Source organism: Pseudonocardia sp. T1-2H (assembly GCF_038039215.1).
In the GTDB taxonomy this organism is placed as follows: Bacteria; Actinomycetota; Actinomycetes; order Mycobacteriales; family Pseudonocardiaceae; genus Pseudonocardia.
Map to the genome: position 1 here is coordinate 5003981 of NZ_JBBPCL010000001.1, position 19592 is coordinate 5023572.

The 19592-nt window shown below is 70.7% G+C and carries 16 protein-coding genes; 9 read left to right on the top strand and 7 right to left on the bottom strand.

Features of this window, described 5'->3' with window-relative positions; all coding sequences use genetic code 11:
• Nucleotides 1-35: 35 nt before the first annotated feature.
• The gene (locus WBK50_RS35380) at nucleotides 36-1130 is read right to left on the bottom strand and encodes a C40 family peptidase (RefSeq protein ID WP_445942299.1); all 1095 of its coding nucleotides are present in this window, start codon (nucleotides 1128-1130) and stop codon (nucleotides 36-38) included.
• 615 nt (nucleotides 1131-1745) lie between these two features.
• Between WBK50_RS35380 and WBK50_RS24695 the strand changes: the two genes are divergently transcribed.
• Nucleotides 1746-3893: a multicopper oxidase family protein gene (locus WBK50_RS24695; RefSeq protein ID WP_341337889.1), complete on the top strand. Its 2148-nt coding sequence runs from the start codon at nucleotides 1746-1748 to the stop codon at nucleotides 3891-3893.
• A gap of 38 nt (nucleotides 3894-3931) precedes the next feature.
• Nucleotides 3932-4528, top strand: coding sequence for a hypothetical protein (locus WBK50_RS24700; protein WP_341337890.1), 597 nt, complete (start codon nucleotides 3932-3934; stop codon nucleotides 4526-4528).
• 42 nt (nucleotides 4529-4570) lie between these two features.
• Here the strand turns inward: WBK50_RS24700 and WBK50_RS24705 are convergent, their stop codons facing one another.
• A complete protein-coding gene (locus WBK50_RS24705; protein WP_341337891.1) occupies nucleotides 4571-6934 on the bottom strand; it encodes a lysylphosphatidylglycerol synthase domain-containing protein in 2364 nt (787 codons plus the stop codon).
• Nucleotides 6935-7329: 395 nt separating this feature from the next.
• Here WBK50_RS24705 and WBK50_RS24710 point away from each other — a divergent pair, with 395 nt between their 5' ends.
• Complete coding sequence (locus tag WBK50_RS24710; protein WP_341337892.1) at nucleotides 7330-8172, top strand: endonuclease/exonuclease/phosphatase family protein; 843 nt, start codon at nucleotides 7330-7332, stop codon at nucleotides 8170-8172.
• 57 nt (nucleotides 8173-8229) lie between these two features.
• On the top strand, nucleotides 8230-8436 hold the full coding sequence (locus tag WBK50_RS24715; protein ID WP_341337893.1) for a DUF4177 domain-containing protein: 207 nt from the start codon (nucleotides 8230-8232) through the stop codon (nucleotides 8434-8436).
• 79 nt (nucleotides 8437-8515) lie between these two features.
• Here the strand turns inward: WBK50_RS24715 and WBK50_RS24720 are convergent, their stop codons facing one another.
• On the bottom strand, nucleotides 8516-10609 hold the full coding sequence (locus tag WBK50_RS24720; RefSeq protein WP_341337894.1) for a chitobiase/beta-hexosaminidase C-terminal domain-containing protein: 2094 nt from the start codon (nucleotides 10607-10609) through the stop codon (nucleotides 8516-8518).
• A gap of 125 nt (nucleotides 10610-10734) precedes the next feature.
• On the opposite strand from WBK50_RS24720, the gene WBK50_RS24725 reads away from it, so the two are divergent.
• Entirely contained in the window at nucleotides 10735-11004 is a 270-nt protein-coding gene (locus WBK50_RS24725) for a hypothetical protein (RefSeq protein WP_341337895.1), read from the top strand.
• Between the two features lie 69 nt (nucleotides 11005-11073).
• Here the strand turns inward: WBK50_RS24725 and rph are convergent, their stop codons facing one another.
• Nucleotides 11074-13671: a rifamycin-inactivating phosphotransferase gene (gene rph / locus WBK50_RS24730; RefSeq protein ID WP_341337896.1), complete on the bottom strand. Its 2598-nt coding sequence runs from the start codon at nucleotides 13669-13671 to the stop codon at nucleotides 11074-11076.
• 886 nt (nucleotides 13672-14557) lie between these two features.
• Here rph and WBK50_RS24735 point away from each other — a divergent pair.
• Nucleotides 14558-14797 carry a hypothetical protein gene (locus WBK50_RS24735; RefSeq protein ID WP_341337897.1) on the top strand — a complete coding sequence of 80 codons (240 nt, stop codon included), beginning with the start codon at nucleotides 14558-14560 and terminating at the stop codon, nucleotides 14795-14797.
• Between the two features lie 204 nt (nucleotides 14798-15001).
• Here the strand turns inward: WBK50_RS24735 and WBK50_RS24740 are convergent, their stop codons facing one another.
• The 3 genes from WBK50_RS24740 to WBK50_RS24750 all read right to left on the bottom strand — a co-directional run bounded on the left by WBK50_RS24740 (nucleotide 15002) and on the right by WBK50_RS24750 (nucleotide 16909).
• Complete coding sequence (locus WBK50_RS24740; RefSeq protein ID WP_341337898.1) at nucleotides 15002-15415, bottom strand: type II toxin-antitoxin system VapC family toxin; 414 nt, start codon at nucleotides 15413-15415, stop codon at nucleotides 15002-15004.
• Nucleotides 15412-15648 (bottom strand): type II toxin-antitoxin system Phd/YefM family antitoxin, encoded by a 237-nt coding sequence (locus WBK50_RS24745; RefSeq protein ID WP_341337899.1) that lies wholly within the window; start codon nucleotides 15646-15648, stop codon nucleotides 15412-15414. The genes WBK50_RS24740 and WBK50_RS24745 overlap by 4 nt, the downstream gene beginning before the upstream one ends.
• Before the next feature lie 370 nt (nucleotides 15649-16018).
• Entirely contained in the window at nucleotides 16019-16909 is an 891-nt protein-coding gene (locus WBK50_RS24750) for a LysR family transcriptional regulator (protein WP_341337900.1), read from the bottom strand.
• A gap of 99 nt (nucleotides 16910-17008) precedes the next feature.
• On the opposite strand from WBK50_RS24750, the gene WBK50_RS24755 reads away from it, so the two are divergent.
• The 3 genes from WBK50_RS24755 (at nucleotide 17009) to WBK50_RS24765 (ending at nucleotide 19410) form a co-directional block, all read left to right on the top strand.
• On the top strand, nucleotides 17009-17374 hold the full coding sequence (locus WBK50_RS24755) for a YybH family protein (protein WP_341337901.1): 366 nt from the start codon (nucleotides 17009-17011) through the stop codon (nucleotides 17372-17374).
• A gap of 610 nt (nucleotides 17375-17984) precedes the next feature.
• Nucleotides 17985-18458, top strand: coding sequence for a carboxymuconolactone decarboxylase family protein (locus tag WBK50_RS24760; protein ID WP_341337902.1), 474 nt, complete (start codon nucleotides 17985-17987; stop codon nucleotides 18456-18458).
• A 28-nt stretch (nucleotides 18459-18486) separates the two neighbouring features.
• Entirely contained in the window at nucleotides 18487-19410 is a 924-nt protein-coding gene (locus tag WBK50_RS24765; RefSeq protein ID WP_341337903.1) for an RNA polymerase sigma-70 factor, read from the top strand.
• Nucleotides 19411-19592 lie beyond the last annotated feature (182 nt).

Consider the following 19592-nt stretch of genomic DNA (forward strand, 5'->3'; position numbering starts at 1 on the left):
GCCGACGGCCTCCGTCCCGAGGCCGCCCGGCCCGGTTACGGGCTGGGTGGGAGGGCCGTGGTCGTGGTCGTGACCACGGCGGTCACGGTCGCCGAGGTTCCCGCCACCACGCTCGACACCACCGGCGGCGGCACCACCGGGGGCACGACCACCGGCGGTGGCGGCGGAGGCGCCGACGACGTGGTCGACGACACCGGCGGAGGAGCGGTGGTCGTCGTCGACGGCGTCACCGGCACGACGACGGGCGGTGTGGCCGCCGGTGTCCCCGGGCTCGGGACGACCGGCGAGGTGACCGGCAGCGTCGTGGCAGCCGGGGCCGGCACCGTCGCGGGCACCGTGGCGGCCGGAGCCGCAGCCGGCGGGGCGACGACCGCGGGCGCCACCACCGGCGCCGGTGCGGGAGCCACCGGGAGTGCGGTCGCCGGCACGGCCGGCACGGCCGCCGGCGGAAGCGCCGCCGGGGGCGCCACGAACTCGTCGGTCACGGGTGCGGTCGGCCCCGGTACCGCGGGGACGACGACCGTGTCGATCGGGCCGGTGATCAGCGAGCCCGGTCCGGCCGCCGGCCGGGTGGCGCCGAGATAGTCGTCGCCCTCCCACCGGACGGACGCGACCTGCACGAGCGCGCCGGTGTGCGGGGCGTTCACCATCCGCCCTCCGCCCAGGTAGAGCCCGACGTGGTGCACGCGTCGCGGCGTGCCGTAGAAGACCAGGTCACCGGGCTTGAGCGCGGCGTCGGCGGGCACGTGGGGCCCGGCGTAGAACTGCGTGTGCGCGGTGCGCGGCAGGTCGATCCCCGCCGAGTCGTAGGACGCCTTGGTCAGCCCGGAGCAGTCGAAGCCTCCCTCCCCGCTCGCCGGTCCGTCGCCGCCCCACACGTAGGGGATGCCGATCTGCTTCATCGCGAAGGTGATCGCGGTCCGGGCCCGCACGTCGGGATCGGCGGTCGTGACCGACACGTCGGCGCCCGGGCCGCCGTTCTCGGCCGCGAGGGCCACGGCCAGCGGCGGCGCCTCCGGGCCCGGCACGGGCCCGGCCGCCACATCGGCCAGGGCTCCCGGCGGGGCACCGCCGGGAGCCGTCGCCCCGCCCGGCGACGCGAGCAGGCCGATCAGGGCCGCGACGGCCACCGCCCCGGCGAGCAGCGCGTAGCGCGAGCCTCGGGCGGCGGGAGCAGCGGCCCCACCTCATCCGCACCGCAGCGTCGCCGGTCGCAGGTGCCCCACCAGTCGTTGTGCAGGGACCCGTCGTACTCGTCGTACTCGTCATCGGACCGGTCGAGTCCGACCTCGGCCTCGCTCCGGTAGTCAAGGCCGTCGGCCATTCGATCCCTCCGAAACCTGTTGCCTGCATGGTTCGGGGGACGCGGAGCTGCGGGAACCCGCAAACGGTGGCGGGCCGGACACCCAAATTTCGGGGTCGTCCCCGCCGCCGGCTGACGCGCCGTCCCACGCTCGACCGGACATAACGTCCCGAAATGACATATCGGCGAATCATGCTTTTCCGCCGATCTCCGCACCCCTATTTGCGGGTATCTCGCCCACCCCAAGAACGGCTGACGCAAATCGAGCGCGAGACGCATTCTTGCTCTCGACCGGCACGCGAACAGAAGGCTCGTAGGAGCTGAGCCCGCCGGCGCGGAGTCGTCCACGGAAGAGGTCGAGAACATGCCCGACGGGTCCGAACGGAATGGCGTCGATACCGGAATCGAAGACTCGACGAATGTGCCCGTGCACAGGAAACTGATGTCCCGGCGGGCCATCCTGCGGATCGGCGCGGCCGGAACGGCGGCCGTCGGCCTCCAGGCCGCCCGGTCACTGCTCGTCCCCTCGCTGTCGCAGGCCGGCCTGCTCTCCCCCGACGGCGTCGTCGGGGTGGCGTCGATCGCGTGGGCCGACGCCATCTACACCGAGGCCTTCCCGACGAGCCCGCTGATCCTCTCGCCCTTCACCGACAAGCTGCCGATCCCGAAGGCGCTGGCCCCTGTGCCGCAGTCGGTGTACAGCGGCTGGGCCAAGCCCCCCGGCCCGGGGAACGGGCAGCAGAGCTCGCTGGGCAACGAGCGGCACCAGAAGTGGCCGGACTCCGTCGGCTATCCGGACCCGATCGTCTACAAGATCGACGTGCTGGTGCGGGGCCACGCGTTCACGACCTCGAAGGTGCTGCCGATCGACGCGAACGGCAAGCCGACGGTCTCCTTCGACGTCGCCGGCAAGACCTACGCCGCGGGCACCCAGCGGACGCTCCCGCTGAGCACCATCTACGGCTTCAACGGCAGCTTTCCCGGGCCGCGGATCAACGCCGAGTACGGCAAGCCTGTGCTCGTCCGTTTCGAGAACCACCTCGACGAGAACCCGCTGGGCCTGGACCGCCAGGATTTCGGTGCTCCGGACTGGTCCTTTCTGACCCACCTGCACAATGGGCACACCGCGCCGGAGAGCGACGGCAACCCGCATTACACGATGAAGTACGGACCGAAGTCACACGGTTACCTGCCGCAGATGTTCGTCGACAACCTTTACCTGAACTGGCCGGCCGGTGGTGACGACCGGGAGAAGCAGAGTTTCTTCTGGTTCCACGACCACCGGATGGACCAGACCGGCTCGAACGTCTACAAGGGCATGGTCGGCCTCTACCCCATCTACGACCCCAAGGGCGGTCTGGACATGGGTGACGAGCGCCAGGGCTTCCGGCTCCCCGGCGTCCGCACGAACAACCCGGACGGCTCCTTCGACGTCGACTACGACATCCCACTGGCCATCTTCGACGCCCGGCTGGACGACGGCGTCACGCTCCACAACGACATCCACGACAAGGAGTTCCCGGACGCCAAGAACCCGAAGGTGCATCCGGAGTGGTGGGGGAAGACGTTCTTCAAGCACTTCCCGAACCACGGCTTCGTCGGCGACATCTTCACGGTCAACGGCACGGCCTACCCGACGCTGGAGGTGAAGCGCCGCAAGTACCGCTTCCGCTTCCTCGACGCGTCGGTCTCCCGGATCTACGAGTTCAAGCTGATGAGCTCGACGCAGGGCCCGAAGTCCGCGGCGTCCCTCGGCTACTCCGACACCGAGCTCGAGGGGCAGTACCGCATCCCCGACGGGCAGCAGTGCATGAAGTTCACCCAGATCGCCTCGGACGGCGGGCTGCTGCCGTTCCCGATCACCCGGGACTCGTTCGAGCTGTGGCCGGCTAAACGGCGGGAGTTCGTCGTCGACTTCACCCGGTACCAGGACGGCTCGCCGACGACCAAGGGCGACGTGATCTACCTGACCAACGTCATGAAGATGCCCGACGGGCGGATGTGGTCCACCTCGTCGCGCGCCTCGGCCGACCCCGACTACAAGGTCCCGGTCATGAAGGTCGTGATCGGTGACAACGCCCCCGACGACAGCCAGATCCCCACGCAGATGCGCCCCCTGCCGCCGCTGCCGAGCAACTGGCAGAACATGCTCGACGACCGGCTGATCTTCGAGGTGAAGCGCGGCAGCGCCGGCGGCGAGACGGAATGGCTCATCAACGGCAAGCAGTTCGAACCCGCGACGGTGTCCACCAGCCTGAAGAACAAGGCGGGCAACGCGCCGCCGGCCCAGCAGAAGATGAACAGCTTCAACCTGTGGGAGATCCGCAACGGCGGCGGCGGCTGGGTGCACCCGTTCCACCTCCACATGGAGGAGCACCGCACGGTCATGCGCAACAACAAGGACGTGACGGGCGGGGACCCGTCGCATCCCGACGACGTCTCGCGGGAAGACCTCGTGGCGCTCGACCCGAGCGAGTCGGTGATCATCTACCGCGGCTTCCGCGACTTCGTCGGCCCGTACGTCGCGCACTGCCACAACCTGGCCCACGAGGACCACTCCATGATGTTCGGCTGGGAGATCACGCCGTAGCGCCCTTCTGCCCACCCCACGAGACGAGCGAGATCACCATGTCGAACACCTTCAGGGGGGACCTCCTCCTCGCGCTCCGGCGCCGGTTGCCGGTCCCCTGGCCGACCGTGGTGTCCGCGGCGGTGCTGATGGCCTACGCCGACGGGTTCTGGTCCACGTCGCTGCAGGGCGCCGTCGGCGCGATCGAGCGGACCCAGGCGCCGTTCGCCGGCTGGTTGCTGCACTCCACACTCATGCTGCCGATGTTCCTGGTCGCCGTACTGTGGGCGTTCACCTTCGCCCGCCGACGGCTCGGGCCGGCGCCGGAGCCGCTCAAGCAGGTGCTGGTCGTCGGGATCCTCGTGGTGGCGGCCGGGACCCTGGTCGGCATCGCCCAGGTGATCGCCAGCGCGGCGTACGACTACACCCTGCAGTCCGCCCTGCTGCAGAACACCGGCTCGACCCACACACACTCGGCCACCCCCGCCACGGGCGGCCTCTGCGGAGCGACCTGCCAGGCCCAGAACCTGACCCTCCAGGTGCACGTCCGCGGCGCGGCCTACGCGAGCATCGTCCTGCTGGTCACGAACCTCGTGCTCGTCGTATGGGTCGCGGCGATGCGGGGTGGGCGGCTGGACACCCGGCGGGCGGGGTGAATGCCCGTCAGCTCGCGGAGCGCGGTTCCCGGGCGCCCGACGTCAGATGACGCCGTGGTGCTGCAGGTACCGGAACGCCGCGATCCCGGGCAGCACCGGAAGCCAGTAGGTCAGCAGCCGGCAGGCGAGGACCGACGCCACGGCCACCGTCGGCGCGATGCCCAGCGCAGTCAGCCCGCCGATCATCAAGGCCTCGACGGGGCCGAGGCCCCCGGGGACGGGGGCGATGTGGCCCAGGGTCTGACCGACCATGAACACGGCGAGGACGCCGAACAGCGGGACGGGAGCGTGGAAAGCGGCCAGACTGGCCGCCAGGCCCAGTCCGGACAGCAGCAGATGTGCCGTCGCCCCGCCGAACAGCTGGGCCGCCCGCACCGGCTGACGCAGCGTCGCCAGGAGCTCGCGGGTCACCTCCAGCGCCGGTCGGACGACCTTGCGGCGCCCGAAGGGCGAGGCGAGGACCGCCGCTGCGGCGGCCACGACGACGGCGGTCGCCGCCACCACGGGCCATCCGAGCGGGATCCGCAGGCCGCCCAGCGAGTTCGAGACGCCGATCCCGAGCACGCCGACGACACACCACACCCCGCCGACGACCCCGGTGGCGGTCATGTTCAGCACCGTCGCGCCGACCGCGCTGGAGCGGCGGATGCCGAGGCGCTCCATGAAGGCGATGTTGACGCCGAAGAAGCCGATGCCGCCCGGGGTGGTGCGCCCGGTGAACGCCGCGGCGAGCTGCACGGCCGTCGTCCGCCAGAACGGCAGTGGCGTCGGGCTCGACCCCAGCATCGACACCGCGGACGCCACGATGGCCAGGAACCCGGTGAGGGTCGCCACCGCGAGCCACCCCCGGTCGGCGGTCCGGAGCGAGGCGGCCACCTCGCGCATGCTCGACAGCTGCGGCAGCACCGTGTAGACGGCGGCGCCGAGCAGCAGCAGACCCACGACGGTCGCCGGACGCACCGGGGAGCGCAGGGGCGGGATCGGCCGGTCGATCCGTTCCGCAAGGGTCTCCCGCAGGTCGATGAGCAGGTAGCGCTCGTCGCTGAGCTGCGTGCGGATACGGCGCGGCAGGGCGAGCGGATACAGGTAGGCCAGCGCCGGCTCGAGCCGGTCCGGCGACAGGACACGGCAGGCGCTGTCGATCGTGCGGGTCACGCCGACGACCGAGGTGAGGGAGACCAGCGCGTCGGCGAGGTCCTGGGCGGTGCGCGCCGTCGAGGCGCCGATCTTGCCGAAGGTGAGGTTGAGCAGCCAGGGGTCGCCGGCGGTGTCGACGAGGACGTTCTTGGCGCGCAGGTCGTGGTGGGCGACGCGGGCCTCGCACAGCGTGGCCACCTGCTCCCAGATGTCGTCGAGCAGCCGGTCGTCGATCCCGTCGGGCGGCAGCTCCGTGAGCCGCCGTCCGTCGACCTGCCGGCGCACCAGCAGCGGTGGCCCGTGCCGCGTGGCACAGGTCAGCACGAGCGGCGGGGTGCGCACGCCGGCTTCCTGCGCGAACAGGGTGACGAGCGCTTCGTGGTCGGTCTCGTGGTAGATGCTCGACAGCGACGGCTCGTCCTCGACCTCGAGTGACGCCAGCAGCCTGCGCAACCGGTACAGGGGCCCGGCGCGACGATGCAGCCGTCGCACCACCTGCACGCGCAACCGGTGCCCGTCGGTGGTGGTGACCAGGAACTCCAGGGGTCCGAGCATGCGGCCGCGGATCGGGATGATCTCCAGCGGCGCGAGCCCGGCCTGTTCCAGGGCCCGCCTCACCGCGGGCTCGGACGTCTGGCGGCCCGGGGCACCGAACGCCAGGTGGAAAACGGCGCCGACGCCCGCACCGAGGAACGCCCCGGCGAACACGTCGAGGGGCAGGTTCGTGCCCAGGTACACGTCCGCGGCGGCGACCAGAACCACCACACCCCAGGCGATCCTGCGATACCGCGACCGGAGATAGGGCCCGGCCACCGCCACCATCGCCGCCGCGACCGCGGCGTGCAGGGAGGGGAACGCGAACCCCGCAGCACCGGGCAGCCGGACGCCCGCCGCGGTGAGCAACTCGGCGGGCAGTGGCCGCGGACCGACGAGCCCGCCCACGGCCCGGACGAGGAACCAGGCGAGCACGCCGGCCGCCGCCACCTGCAGCCCGAGCCTGATCCGTCTCAGGTACAGCGCCACCACGGTGGCCACCACGATGCCGGGCCAGCCGCCGGCCATGGCGAGCACCTTCCACACCACCGTCGACGCCGCCGGGATCTGCCCGATCTGCTCGAAGATCGCCACCTCGACGGGGTTGGCGCCGGGCCTGCGCGCCACCAGTGAGCACAGCACCACGACGGCGGTGGCGACGCCCAGGACGACCAGATCACGCGGGTGCCGGCCGATCGGGGTGACGGGCGGGGGCGGCCCGGTGCTGGTCGCCATCGATCCCCGCTCGGAGGTTGCGTCGCCCGACGACGCGGTTCCGCGCTCGTCGTCCATGCCGCCGTGCGCTCGGCGCCACCCGTGATCCGATGTGACCATGTGCGTTCCCCCGACGGACGAACGGATCCGAGTGACTGTTCACCCCGCTCCCCGGCACTGCAACAGGAACCGGCCTCAGGGCGTCGGGGACACGACCCCGGCGGGTGGTTTGCCGGCCCGCCGACCCGGGGACGCCTCGCACGCCCGCCCCGGTTCACTGCCGGGGCGACGGATCCTGGAGGGCCCATGCCGACCACCCGTCCCGAGTCCGCCGACGCCGAGCGCGAGGCCGCCGAGTTCGGCGGGGAGTGAGCGGACGCGCGAGACAGGCCGGACGCGCCACACGAGGAGTTCGGATGCGCGTGGGCAGGGCGGCCGTCGCGGTCATCGCCGCGTTGCTGTTCCTCGGATCCGCCGGCGGGTGCACCACCTCGCCGCCCGTGCCGGGGCTGATCCGGATGATGACCTGGAACGTGAACACGATCCACTTCGCCCCGCAGGACTGGGCGCCGGTCGTCGCGGCCCGGGCCCCGGACGTCGTCGCGCTGCAGGAGATCTGCTCGGGTGACGCAGAAGAGCTACGGGCGATCCTCGAGCGCGACCACGGCATCGGGTACCGGCTCGTCCCCGGCCCCGTCCCCACCTCGGTCGACGGCGGCAGGGTCTTCGCGAGCGTGGACTGCGATCGACGGAAGATCGGGACCGGCGCGTACGGCCAGGCCCTCCTCACGAGCCTGGAGGTCGTGCCCGGCTCGACGGCCGTGGTCTCGCTCCCCGTGGTCGGCGGCCTCGACGACGACGAACCGCGCGCCTACCTGGCGACGACCCTCCGGACTCAGGACGGCCGGGACATCCGGGTCGTCACCACACACCTCTCGACCCGAGGTGCGGTGCGCGGGGATCAGATCGCGGTCGTCGCGGAGGCCGCGCGCGCGTCTGCGACGGCGGTCGTCCTCGGTGATCTCAACACGAGCCCGGCCGAGACATCGCTGCTCGCGCCGCTGCTCAGGGACTTCGAGGACGTCGACCGCGCAGGGAACCGGTCCACCAGCCGCAACCAGGTCGACGGGCGCGAGTCCGAGCCGCAGGGCGAGAGGATCGACTACCTGTTCACCCGCGGCCTGGCCACCGTCGGCGAGCCCGAGACCTACCCGGTGACCTCATCGGATCACCGGCCGCTGGTCGCCGACCTCCGATAGGGCACGCCGTCACCCGGCCTTTTCGCGTCATCACCGGTGGCTGGGAGGGTGGAGGCCATGACGCGATACGAGTACCGGGTGTCGGAGATTCGGGAGAGCATGATCGGCGGGAAGCTCTCGGCGGACAAGCTGGAGAAGCTCCTCAACGAGGAGGCCCGTCAGGGCTGGCAGCTCAAGGCGATCACCAGCACCGAGGTGAAGGGCCGGGTCGGGCCGGGCGGCGTGGAGGGCCTGCTGGTCACCTTCGAGCGTCCGGTGGGGTGACCGGGCCGCAGCCGTTCCCTCATGACCGAGGGCCCCGTCGCGTCTGCGACGGGGCCCTCGGGATCAGGCTGCAGTGGGGTTACGGCACTGGCACCGCCGCGCTCTCGCTACCCGTGCTGAGCTTGGCGACGACCTGCGTCGCGGGCCGGGCGTTGAGCTTGGCGCCGCTGCGGGCGTCGAAGCTGGAGCCCGCCGGGGGTGCGGCCGACGTCAGCGCCGCATTCGAGATCAGCGGCTTCGTGGTGTCGGCCACCAGCTTGCCGGTGGCGGCGTCCGTCTTGGCCGCATAGATCGTGACCGTCCCGGTGGTCGCCGAGGTGCTGCCGATGACCCGCAGCTCGGCACCGGCCTTCCAGGTCACCTTGCTGATGGCCACCGTGTCCGCCACCGCCGTCACCGTGGCCGAGACCTGGGCGGACTCGGGGCTGACGGCGCCCGCGGCGTTCTTGGCGGTCACGGCGAACTTGTAGTCGCCGGCGGCCAGGCCGGTGATCACCTGCGCGGTGCCGGTGTTGGCCGGCGGCTGCGTCGCGAGCTTGGTGGTGCCGTCCGCCTGGTAGGCGACGACCTGGTAGCCCGTGGCGTTCGGGACCGCGGTCCAGGCCAGGGTCACCTGGCCCTGACCGGCCGTGGCCTTGAGGCCGGTCGGCCCCGTGGTCGTCCCCGCGGCGGCGTCCGGCGTGTACCACCCGTCCTGCGCCGCCTTCGCGCTGTTGCCCGCGGTGTCGAAGGCGGCGAAGCTCAGGTTGGTCGCCTTCGTGATCGCGACCGGCCCCGTGTACAGCTTGGCCGTGCTGGAGGGGCCGTCACCGAAGGTCGCCAGCGAGCCGTCGTCGGTGTAGAAGATCTGGCCGTTGTCGCTGGTCGCCGTCACCGAGGTGGCCGCGGCGGGTGCGGCCTCGGTACCGCCGGCCGGGGTGACGGTGAGGGTCGGGATGACCGTGTCCTTGGGTGCGCCCGTGGCGGTGCCCTCGACGGCGCCGATCGTGTACGGGGCGCTCAGGGCCGTTCCGGCGAGGGAGCGGACCTCGACGTCGTAGGTCACGGCCGGGTCCAGGGCGAGGGTGGTGCTGGTGGCGGCCGCACCGGTGCGGACGACGACCCCCGGCTTCTCGCCCGCGGCACTCGCCGTGGTGGCGATCGCCTCGACGCTGTAGCCGGAGACGGCGGTGGCGCCCGGCTGCGCGGTGGCGGCCGACCAGGTGACCTTCGCCGACGTCTTGTCCGCCGACCGGATCACCGCGGCGGTCCCCGCGGCCGGGGCCGCGGCGTTGCCGGGGCCGGCGGGGCAGCCCCCGAAGCCCGGGCCGCCGACCTCGCCCGCCTCGGCGATGCTGACGCCCTGCCGGTTGCCTGCGGGGTCGACCGTCTGCCACTGCAGCAGGCGTTGGCCCCCGCCGTCCCTGGCGACCGTGGCGACCGCCGGGTCCTCGAACACGTAGGTCGCCGTGAACGTCTTGCCGTCGGCGCCGACCGCGAGCTTGGACTTGTAGGTGCCCTGGGTCCCCGTCTTGGGCGCGGTGACGAAGTCACCCGGGACGGCCCGGATGTCGCGCTTGCCCAGGCTGGTCCGGAACCCGTCGGGGTTGACGATCCGCTGCTCCATGTTGGCGGGGTCGGGTGCGTTGTTGGCGGGGTCGATCACGCCCTCCACGGTGAGGGTGTCGTTTTCCACCGTGGTCGTGGTGATGGTGTTCGTCGTCGGCGTGGGAACGGCGCCCGCGAAACCCGCGCTCTGCACGGTGCTGTCGCCGAACGCCGTCCCGCCGAACTTGATGGTGGCGACGTCGCCGGGCTGGATGTCCGGGGTGACGTTCACACCGGTGCCTGCGCCCCAGCAGACGCCGCCGGGGTGGTTGATCTCGAACGCCACGTCGCCGCCGGAGACGATGCCCTGGGCCGAACCGACGATCTGACCGGCGCGGGTCAGCTCGATGGTGCCGACCTCACCGGCGTGGCTCTGGTAGCCCTCGATCGTGATGAAGTCACGGTTGGGGAAGACGAGCAGGTTGTCGGGCGCCGTGGGAATGGCCGCGAAGGCCGTTCCCGCGGTGAGGACGCCGGCCGTCGTGGCGACGAGCGCGACCGCGGTCAGTCCGGCGAGCGCGCGTCGGCGGCGCCCACGGGGGTGGGGGCCCGGAGCGGTCGCGCCGGGTGGCGGGTGGTGGATCATCGGTGCTCCTCGGCTCCGGGTTCGACCTCGTCACGCCCCTGACAAGGAGCGCAGTCGATGGGATGAGAGTCCGCCGGAAACGCTTTGTTCAGCAGCCGCGAGCGGGGGGTGCAAGCACCCCGCAAATGAGGGACAGGCAGCTCGAGACCATTTCTTTAATTCTCCTTTACCCCGTGCCGCCGATGGAGGACCCGCCGCCGGGTGACGGGCAGACCTACGAGTGGGCGGTCCGGTTCCCGGACAAGGTCCTGCGCGCGGCCCCGATCGCCGGCACCGCGCAGAACACGCCACACGACTACCTGTTCGGGAAGGCGCTGATGGAGGCGTCACGTCCGACCCGGGCTTCGCCGAGGGCGAGTACGAGTCGAACGCAGCCCGGCCTATTCGACCGCTGACCCAGAAGGACCAACTGCTTGGCATTGTATTGGCCGGACGCTACGGATGAGCCTTCTCGGTATGATCGGTCAAGGCAGAATCTCGACGTACCCGTCGGTTCCGTGCACGCGAATCCGCTGCCCATCGGGGATCAGCCGGGTGGCGTCCACCACACCGACGACGGCCGGCAAGCCGTACTCCCGTGCGATCACGGCGCCATGGGTCATCAGGCCTCCCACCTCCGTGACCAGGCCCGTGATCGCCACGAACAGCGGCGTCCAACTGGGGTCCGTGTAGGCCGTGACCAGGATGTCGCCCGCATCGAGATCGGCCTGCGCCATATCCAGGATGACGCGGGCCCGCCCTTCGATGACCCCGGCGGAGACCGGTAGACCGACCAGGGCGCCGGTCGGCACGTCGTCGCGTCGGTACGCCCCGGTGACGACCTCGCCGTCCGATGTGAGCACCCGGGGCGGCGTGAGTGCTCGATACGACCTGAACGCGTCCTTGCGCCGGCGGATGAGCTCGTCATCCACGTGGTTCGTACGCGCGACGTCGTGGAGCTCGGGGAACCTCAGGTAGAAGATGTCTTCCTTCTCACGGAGCACGTGGGCCTGCACGAGGCGCTCGGCCTCTTTCAGCAGGGCCTGCTTGTAGACGAAGTAGCGGCTGACCATGCCGTACTTCGGGTACTCCCGGTACCCGATGAAGGTCCGCACCCGGTCGATCATCTGCTTGGCCTCTTCGGACTTCCGCTCCCCGTCCGGCAGGGCCCGCAAGCGCTCCAGCACGTCCTGTTCCTTCGCCCATGCCTCCTGCCGCCCCTGCTCGAAGCGCCGCGCGCCGGCGCCCGGCTCGAAGTTCTTGATGTTGCCGAGGAGCACGGACACGAGCGTGGAGGGGCGCTCGCTCCACCTCGGCCGCGTGATGTCGATCTCGCCGACGCAGCGCATGCCGTACTTGTCGAGCCACGCCTCGATGGCGTCTCGCGCTTCCCGCCCGCCCGAGAGTTCGGCCAGTTCGTCGAGGAAACCCTCGTCCTCGACGTGGTGCAGAAACGCCACCACGTCCGGATGCGGGCGGATCACGTCCGCGACGTCCAAGAGCGCCAGCCCCATCTCCGAGGTGACGTTGTGGGGAACGGACTGCGTGAGCGTGTCAGCCGCGTTCTTCTCGCCCAGCCACGCCTGCAGCTGATCGTTGAGCCACCACGCGGCCTCCATCGCCGACATGAACACCTGATGGCTCCGCGGATCGAACAGGATCCGCTTCAGCTCCTGGATGTCCTCCTGGATGAAGTCGAGCAGCGCCTCTCCCGACTTCGTCCGGATGTCGCGTTCCGAGGCGGCGATCGATGCCTGGCTGCGCCCGATCAGCTCGGTGACGATGGCCGGATCGGTCTCGATCGGAGCCGGCGCGCCGCCGAACAGTGGCCCGGGGGGACCCTCGTCAGGGAGCGGCCGGATGAAGCCGTCGCGCTCGAGGATGGTCTGCAGCGCGTCCCCGGTCAGCGGATCGGATCTCCCCAGGGCCTCCAGGACGCCGGCGCGGCTCGCCGGCGAGGCCAGCCTCTGGGTGACGTCGACGAACAGGCGGCCGCCGGCCTCGGCCATGGGCGCGGGGGTCGTCATCTGCCAGAAGGACAGCCCGAGGGGCTTCATGGGGTCGGTCATCATCTGCTGATGACCGACGGAGACGTAGACGTGGTTCTCCCGGTCGCCGGACTCGGGGATGGGGAACAGCGTGGTGATCGGCCGGCTCTGAACGATCTGGAAGCCGTCGTCGACCAGGCACCATTCGATGTCCTGGGGGCGGCCGAAGTGCGCTTCGATCCGCCGGCCGAGCTGCGCGAGCCGCACGACCTGCGCATCCGTCAGCGCAGGCTGGTCCTGCAGCTCCGGGTCGATCGCCTGTTCCTGCGTCCCGCCCGCCGGCGAGGCGCGGATGGCGAGCTGCTTGGTGCCGACCGTCTTGGCGACGACCTCGCCGTCGCGCACCTTGTAGACGTCCCCGTTCACCAGGCCGGAGACCAGGGCCTCACCGAGGCCGAAGCCGGCCTCTACGGAGGCGACCCTCCGGTCGGACGTGACGGGGTCGGCCGTGAACAGGATGCCGGCCGCCTGCGGGAAGACCATCTGCTGCACGACCACGGCCATGTGGACCGTACGGTGGTCGATGCCCCTCCGCTGGCGGTAGGTCACGGCCCGCTCGGTGAAGAGCGAGGCCCAGCACCGGCTGACGTGCTGGAGGATCGCGGCCGGGCCCACGACGTTCAGGTAGGTGTCCTGCTGGCCGGCGAAGGAGGCTGTCGGCAGGTCCTCTGCCGTCGCGCTGGATCGGACGGCGTAGGCAGCCTGCTCGCCGAGCTGGGCGAGAGCGCGGGTGATCGCCGCCGCGAGATCGCCAGGGATGGCGATCTCTTCGAGGGTCTGGCGGATCTCCGCGCTGAGCGTGCGGATCGCCTCCCGGTCGTCCGGGTTCAGGCGCGACAGCTGATCGAGCCGATCATCGATCGACGGCGCTTCCGCCATGATCCGTCGGAAGGCGTCCGTCGTCACGCAGAAGCCTGCCGGCACGCGGATGCCGTCGATCCGCGATAGTCCACCCAGGTGCGCGCCCTTGCCGCCGACGACCGCGACCTGCATCTCGTCGACCTCTTGAAGACCCAACACGGACCGCTCGATCATCGCGATACCTCGGAGGCAGCCGTGCTCCGTTGCCCTGCACTGGCCGGTCGAATCACCGCCGTCTCGTGCAGTGTCGAACCTCTTGTTCGGCACGTCCTCATCGCTCGCTGCCTTCCCCCGACCTGTCGGGCGGCGTGCACACGCGCACCTCCCGCGCCCAGCGCCCGCACCGCACCGCCAGTCCCACCAGCGGTTCGTCACCGCGTCCCCCGTCCGCCGACAACAACACACGCACGTCGTGGCCCCATGGCTTCGTCCGTTCTTGGTCAGGCCGCCGATTCTGCGGCCCGACCCGGGTCTTGCCGCAAGCCCCCCGGTGCGCTATAGGTTGAAAGTGGCAGGAGTGAGATCTCCTTGCCTCAGAGCGACCGGCAAATGAGGCCGTCGGCGTGTCGTTCGTCGAGTCCTATCTCTACCTTGCTGCCGCACTGACCGTAATCCGGCGACTGAAACAGCGGGACGCGAAAGCTGAAGGGTCCGAAGTCGACCGCCGGCAAGCGGACCGTTGCTCTACCTGCGGCGCTCCTACCGGAAATCCGAGAGCACCTCGACCGCTACGCGGAGGCCGGACCGCATGACCGAATGTTCATCGGCCCGCAGAAGGCGTCGCCGCGCCGAAGCTCGTTCAACCCGATCTGGAGGAAGGCCCTCAAGGGCTCGCACGCACCTGGGCCGGAGCCTGTGGAGCGGGCGACGGGAATCGAACCCGCGCAGCTACTGTGGAAGGCAGCGGGTCGGGATGCTCCAGCGCTTCTACCAGTACCAACAGTCTCTGCGGGTCCTCCTCTGATGCCTTCTGAGCACCCCCGTGAACTCATGTTCACGCCACATGTGGTTCCACGTGTGAGTCGGTTAATGCGCACCGAAGCCGACTGTCCGGTCCCGCATGCTGGCCGCCCCGATCTCCCCCGAGCGCCTCGAGGAGCACTTCCGCGCCGGCCGCGTGTTGCTTGACGGCGAGCCGGTGGAGAGCCTCGACGTGCTGGCGCCGCTCTACCTGGCCGAGGTGCTCGCCATGGACGTCGCCGAGCTGATCACCATGCTGGCGTCCCATGAAGGCCGCGATCCGCTCGAACGGCTCGACGCGTGGGACCACGACGAGCTCCGCCGTCGATCTGACCGATAGCGTCGGATTCCGGACCTCAGGCCCGGGTATCTGCCTGCGGAATGGGCCCCGGGCGCTGTATCGGTGCGCAGCCGGAGTCGGCCCGCCGCGACGTGGCCGCTCGTAAAGGGGCGAGGCATGGTGAGCCGGCATTGCGCGCCGTCGTGCGGCACGCAAGGGTCCGGCGCGGGCGTGTCGGCCCGCTCACCGAGCTGGTCGAACGGATCATTCAGGAACCGGGACGGGAACGACCGTCAGCCCATCGATTCCCGCGAAGTCATCCGGGTTGCTGGTGTGCACGGGTAAGCCGCGGGCGAGCGCCACCGCGGCGATCATCGCGTCGTACGCGCGCGCCTGGGGCTTGCGCCCGCTGCGCCGCAGCGTGGCGGCCACCCTGCCGAACGCCCGCGCCGCCGCGGCGTCGAAGGGCAACGGGTCGAAGTCTGCCTCGGCCTGCTGCAGGACCGCCTGTCGGGCGGCACGCTCCCGTTCCGAAGTGGCCACCAGCGGGCCTACCGACAACTCCGCGAGCGTGATGGTCGAGATCAGTGGCACGTCGGGCAACGCCGTCGCAGCGGTCAGCCGCGGGAGGTTGATCACCGTGCTGGTGTCCAGGAGCCCCGCCACCGCAGCGGTCACAGCGACGGGTCCAGCACCGCGTCCACGTCGGCACGGAAGGCCTGCGTGTCGACCGCCGGAACCGAGCGCCAGCGCGCCAGCAGCGTGCTTGCCGTGAGCCGAGGACGTGGCAGTGGCCGCAGCTCCCCGACCGGCACCCCGGAACGGGTCACGGTCAATGTCTCGCCATGCTCGACCCGGTCCATCACTTCCCCGCCATGGTTGCGGAGATCGCGGATCGTGACCTCGTCCATGGCATGACTGTATCACGCGTGAGACGCAACTAGTCGTCGACGCTCGCAACTGCCCTCGCGCCCGACCGTCGAGCACGGGCTGGCAGTGTCGTGGAGTTAACTCCGCGCGGGCGTGGGCAGGACCGCTCGAAATTGGTCAAGGAGCGGCACGGTCAGGAACGTCGATGGCTGTGGTGAGCACGGCGGCGATCTGGCGACCGAGTTCGTCCGGCATGGCGGAGCCCGCCGGCCGGTACCACTTGTAGCAGCGCCCCCGAGGGTGCAGTGTGCTGCTCCCGGGAGCAGGGATCGGCTGAAGTCCGAGATGGCCCGGGCCTCCTCGGCGAGCGCGATCCAGGCGCGGGAGCGCGAGATCCTCAAAGGCGCTCCTCTAACCAGAGTCGGGCTTGGTGAATGCCCGTCGGCTGCACACGAGCAACTCGCGTACCGCGGGGCCGCTCGTGCTCTTCCAGATCAGGGCGAGCAGGGCGGGTGTTTCGACGTCGTCGATGGTGCGGGCAGTGAGCCGATCGCGGTAGTGCGCGGCCATCGAGTCGCTGAGGATGGCGACGGCGAGTCCGCGGGTGGCGAGGTCGGCGATGGCATCCGCGGCGCTGGCCTGCAGCGCGATCACAGGTTGGAGGTTCTGTGCAGCGCAGGCCTGATCGAATACCGTGCGCAGGCCGGTGCCGGGTGGCATGCACACGATCGGGTAGGCGACCAGGTCGCGCAGGGTGACCCGTCGCCGTTTCGCCAAGGGGTGCCCAGCCGGGACCGCCGCGACGAGCCGCTCGCTGATGATCGTCAGCGCGTCCAGCCCGTCCGGGGTGGCGAGCGCGGTCCCGACGAGAGCCAGGTCGACGGCGCCTTCGCGCACCCGCTCAACGAGCCGGTCGGAGTTGTCCTCCAGCAGCGAGATCTCCACACCTGGATGCGCCCGGTGGAACGCGGCGAGGGCGTCGAATAGCGGCGTGACGATGCACCCGATGACCATCCCGACGGTGAGCCTGCCCCGGATCAGGTCGGCCACCTCGCCCACCGCCTGGCTGACCGCCCCGGCGGCGGCGAGCGTGGCGCGGGCATGTTCGAGCGCGGCCTTTCCCGCGACAGTGAGGGTAGCGGTGCGGGCCGACCGGTCGAACAGTTCGGCGCCGAGCTCACGTTCCAGCTGGCGGATCTGGGCGCTGACACCGGACTGGCTGATGTGCACCCGCTCGGCCGCCCGAGTGAAGTTCTGCTCCTCGGCCACCGCGACGAAGTATTCCAGCTGCCTCAGTTCCATGACTACAAATTCTAGCTCCTAGTAGATCCATCTGTTGGACTTCTGATCGGCGGGCGACCACGCTGGGAAACGCTGTAGCCCACCGCCCAGGAGGAATCCATGCCGGAGTACGAGAAGGCCATGCAGCCCGATGACATCACCCGCTTGTTCGTCGAACGATCCAACGCCGGTGACGCGGCCGGGGTCGCCGCACTCTACGAACAAGACGCGGTGATGGCCTACCCACCCGGCGCCACGACGGTAGGCCGGGAGGCGATCCGCGCACTGTGGGAAAAGGTCCTGGCCAACGGTCCCCACTTCGAGCCGGAGCAACCGCTGCCGACGTTGATCAGCGGCGAGATCGCCCTCACCTCGACCCCGCCGAAGGACGGGAGCGGCGCCCGCGCGCAGGTCGTCCGGCGTCAGCCCGACGGAAGCTGGCCACGCCTGCTCGACCAGCCGGAGTTCGTTACCCCAACCCGCTGAACCACCCGCCACTACGTTGACCCACCTACCGACGCGGCAATGACACCGAGACACCGACAACCGATATGAGAAGCATGATCAGGCTTGCCCTCGGACAGTGGTTACGTCGTTCCGCACCATGGCACTTGGGCATGGCCTGGACACGGGTCGGGCTCCGGCATTTCCTCTGCTGTGGTGTCACACCCGCGAAACATCGGGAGTTCCGCACGGGCGGCGGGCGCCGTGCTGCGGCGTTCCGAGCTCGCGAACCTCCTGGTCGAGGATGTCAGCGCGCACGACCGCGGGCTGGTCCTCAGCCTGCCACGGTCGAAGACGAACCAGCGCGGCGAGGAGCACCAGCTCGTCGTGCTCCCCCGCGCCGGGCGCCGGGCACACTGCCCGGTCACCGCCGGCATCGCCAGCGGGCCGGTGTTCCGCAAGATCAGCCGGGGTAACCGGGTCCTGGGCCGCGCCCTGCACCCCGAGCCGATCAACGACCTGGTCCAGGCCGCGATCGGCCGGTCGACATGCGCCACGGCCGGGAGGCGCAGGTCACCCCCGCCCGTGTCACAGGGAGTCGCGCTACCCCGTCTCAGGAGGTGTAGCCACTCACGACCACGAGGAGCACACCATGGACGCGCGCCTGAACTTCTTCGCCGACCCGACCGCCGGCAAGGTCCTCAAGCACTTCCTGTCGACGGGCCGGATCGTCAAGGACTCGCCGCTGCCGGCCGCCACGCAGGAGCTGGTGGCGCTTCGCGTCAGCCAGATCAACGGCTGTGCCGTCTGCATCGATATGCACACCAAGGAGGCCGCCGCTGCCGGTGAGGCCCCGGTGCGGCTCAACCTGGTCGCGGCGTGGCGGGAGGCCACGGTCTTCACCGAGGCCGAGCGCGCCGCGCTGGAGCTGGCGGAGGAGGGGACCCGGGTCGCGGATGCGGGCACCGGGGTCACCGACGAGGTGTGGGCCTACGCCGGCAAGCACTACGACGAGGAGCAGCTCACCGCGCTGGTGATCGTGGTCTCCTTCATGAACGCGGTGAACCGGCTGAACATCATCTCCCGGCAGCCGGCCGGCGACTACGAGCCCGGGCAGTTCCACTGATCGGCATCGGCCTCGAGGAGGATGCGGTATGGGCAAGGCCGAGGAGTTCGAGGAGCTGCGGCCGTTGCTGTTCTCGATCGCCTACCGGGTCCTGGGCAGCGTGGGTGAGGCCGAGGACGCGGTACAGGAGACCTGGCTGCGCTTCGACGGCTCGGCGACGCGGCCCACGTCGACCAAGGCCTTCCTCTCGGCGACGGTCACGCGGATCTCGATCGACGTGCTCCGTTCCGCGCGGGTGCGGCGGGAGGCGTACGTGGGCTCGTGGTTGCCTGAGCCGCTGCTGAGCGATCCCTACCAGGATCCGGCGCGGTCGGCGGAGCTGGCCGATTCGGTGTCGATGGCGGCGCTGCTGCTGCTGGAGCGGCTCAGCCCGCTGGAGCGGGCGGTGTTCGTGCTGCGGGAGGTGTTCGCCTTCGGGTTCGACGAGGTCGCGGCGGCGGTGGGGCGTTCCGAGTCGGCGTGCCGGCAGCTGCTGGTGCGGGCGAGGCGGCACATGGAGGCCGGGCGGCCGCGCTTCGAAGCGGACCGGCAGGAGCGGCAGGGGCTGGCGGACCGGTTCTTCGACGCGCTGAAGGACGGCGATGTCGGCGGGCTGCAGGACCTGCTCGCCGCCGATGTGCAGCTGGTCGGCGACGGCGGCGGCAGGGCCCCGCAGCTGGCCCGGGCCGTCGCGGGGGCGGAGAACGTCGCCCGGGTGCTGGGCACGGTCTTCCCCTGGCTGATCCGGATCGACGTGTCGTTCGAGCCACAGGAGGTCAACGGCCAGCCCGGCGCGATCTTCCGCGACCGGGACGGCAAGGTGCTCTACGCCCTGGCTCTCGACGTGCTCGACGGGAAGATCCAGACCATCCGCGGGGTGATCAACCCCGACAAGCTCGGCCACATCGGGCCGGTCGCCGACGCCTGGGCCGTCGATCGCGAGGTCAAGCGGACCCGCCGGCAGCCCCACTGACCTGCCAGCCTCACCGCGATGACGTCGCTCCGCGGACACCCGGGTGGGCGTCCCGGGCCCCCGGGACCACGCCCGCGAGGGCGGCGTCAGCTTTGCGCGCCTATCCACAGCTGCGGATCGCCGAAGGCCGTAACCCGCAGCCCAGCGCAGGGCTGATCGACTCCCAGACGGTGAAGGGTGCC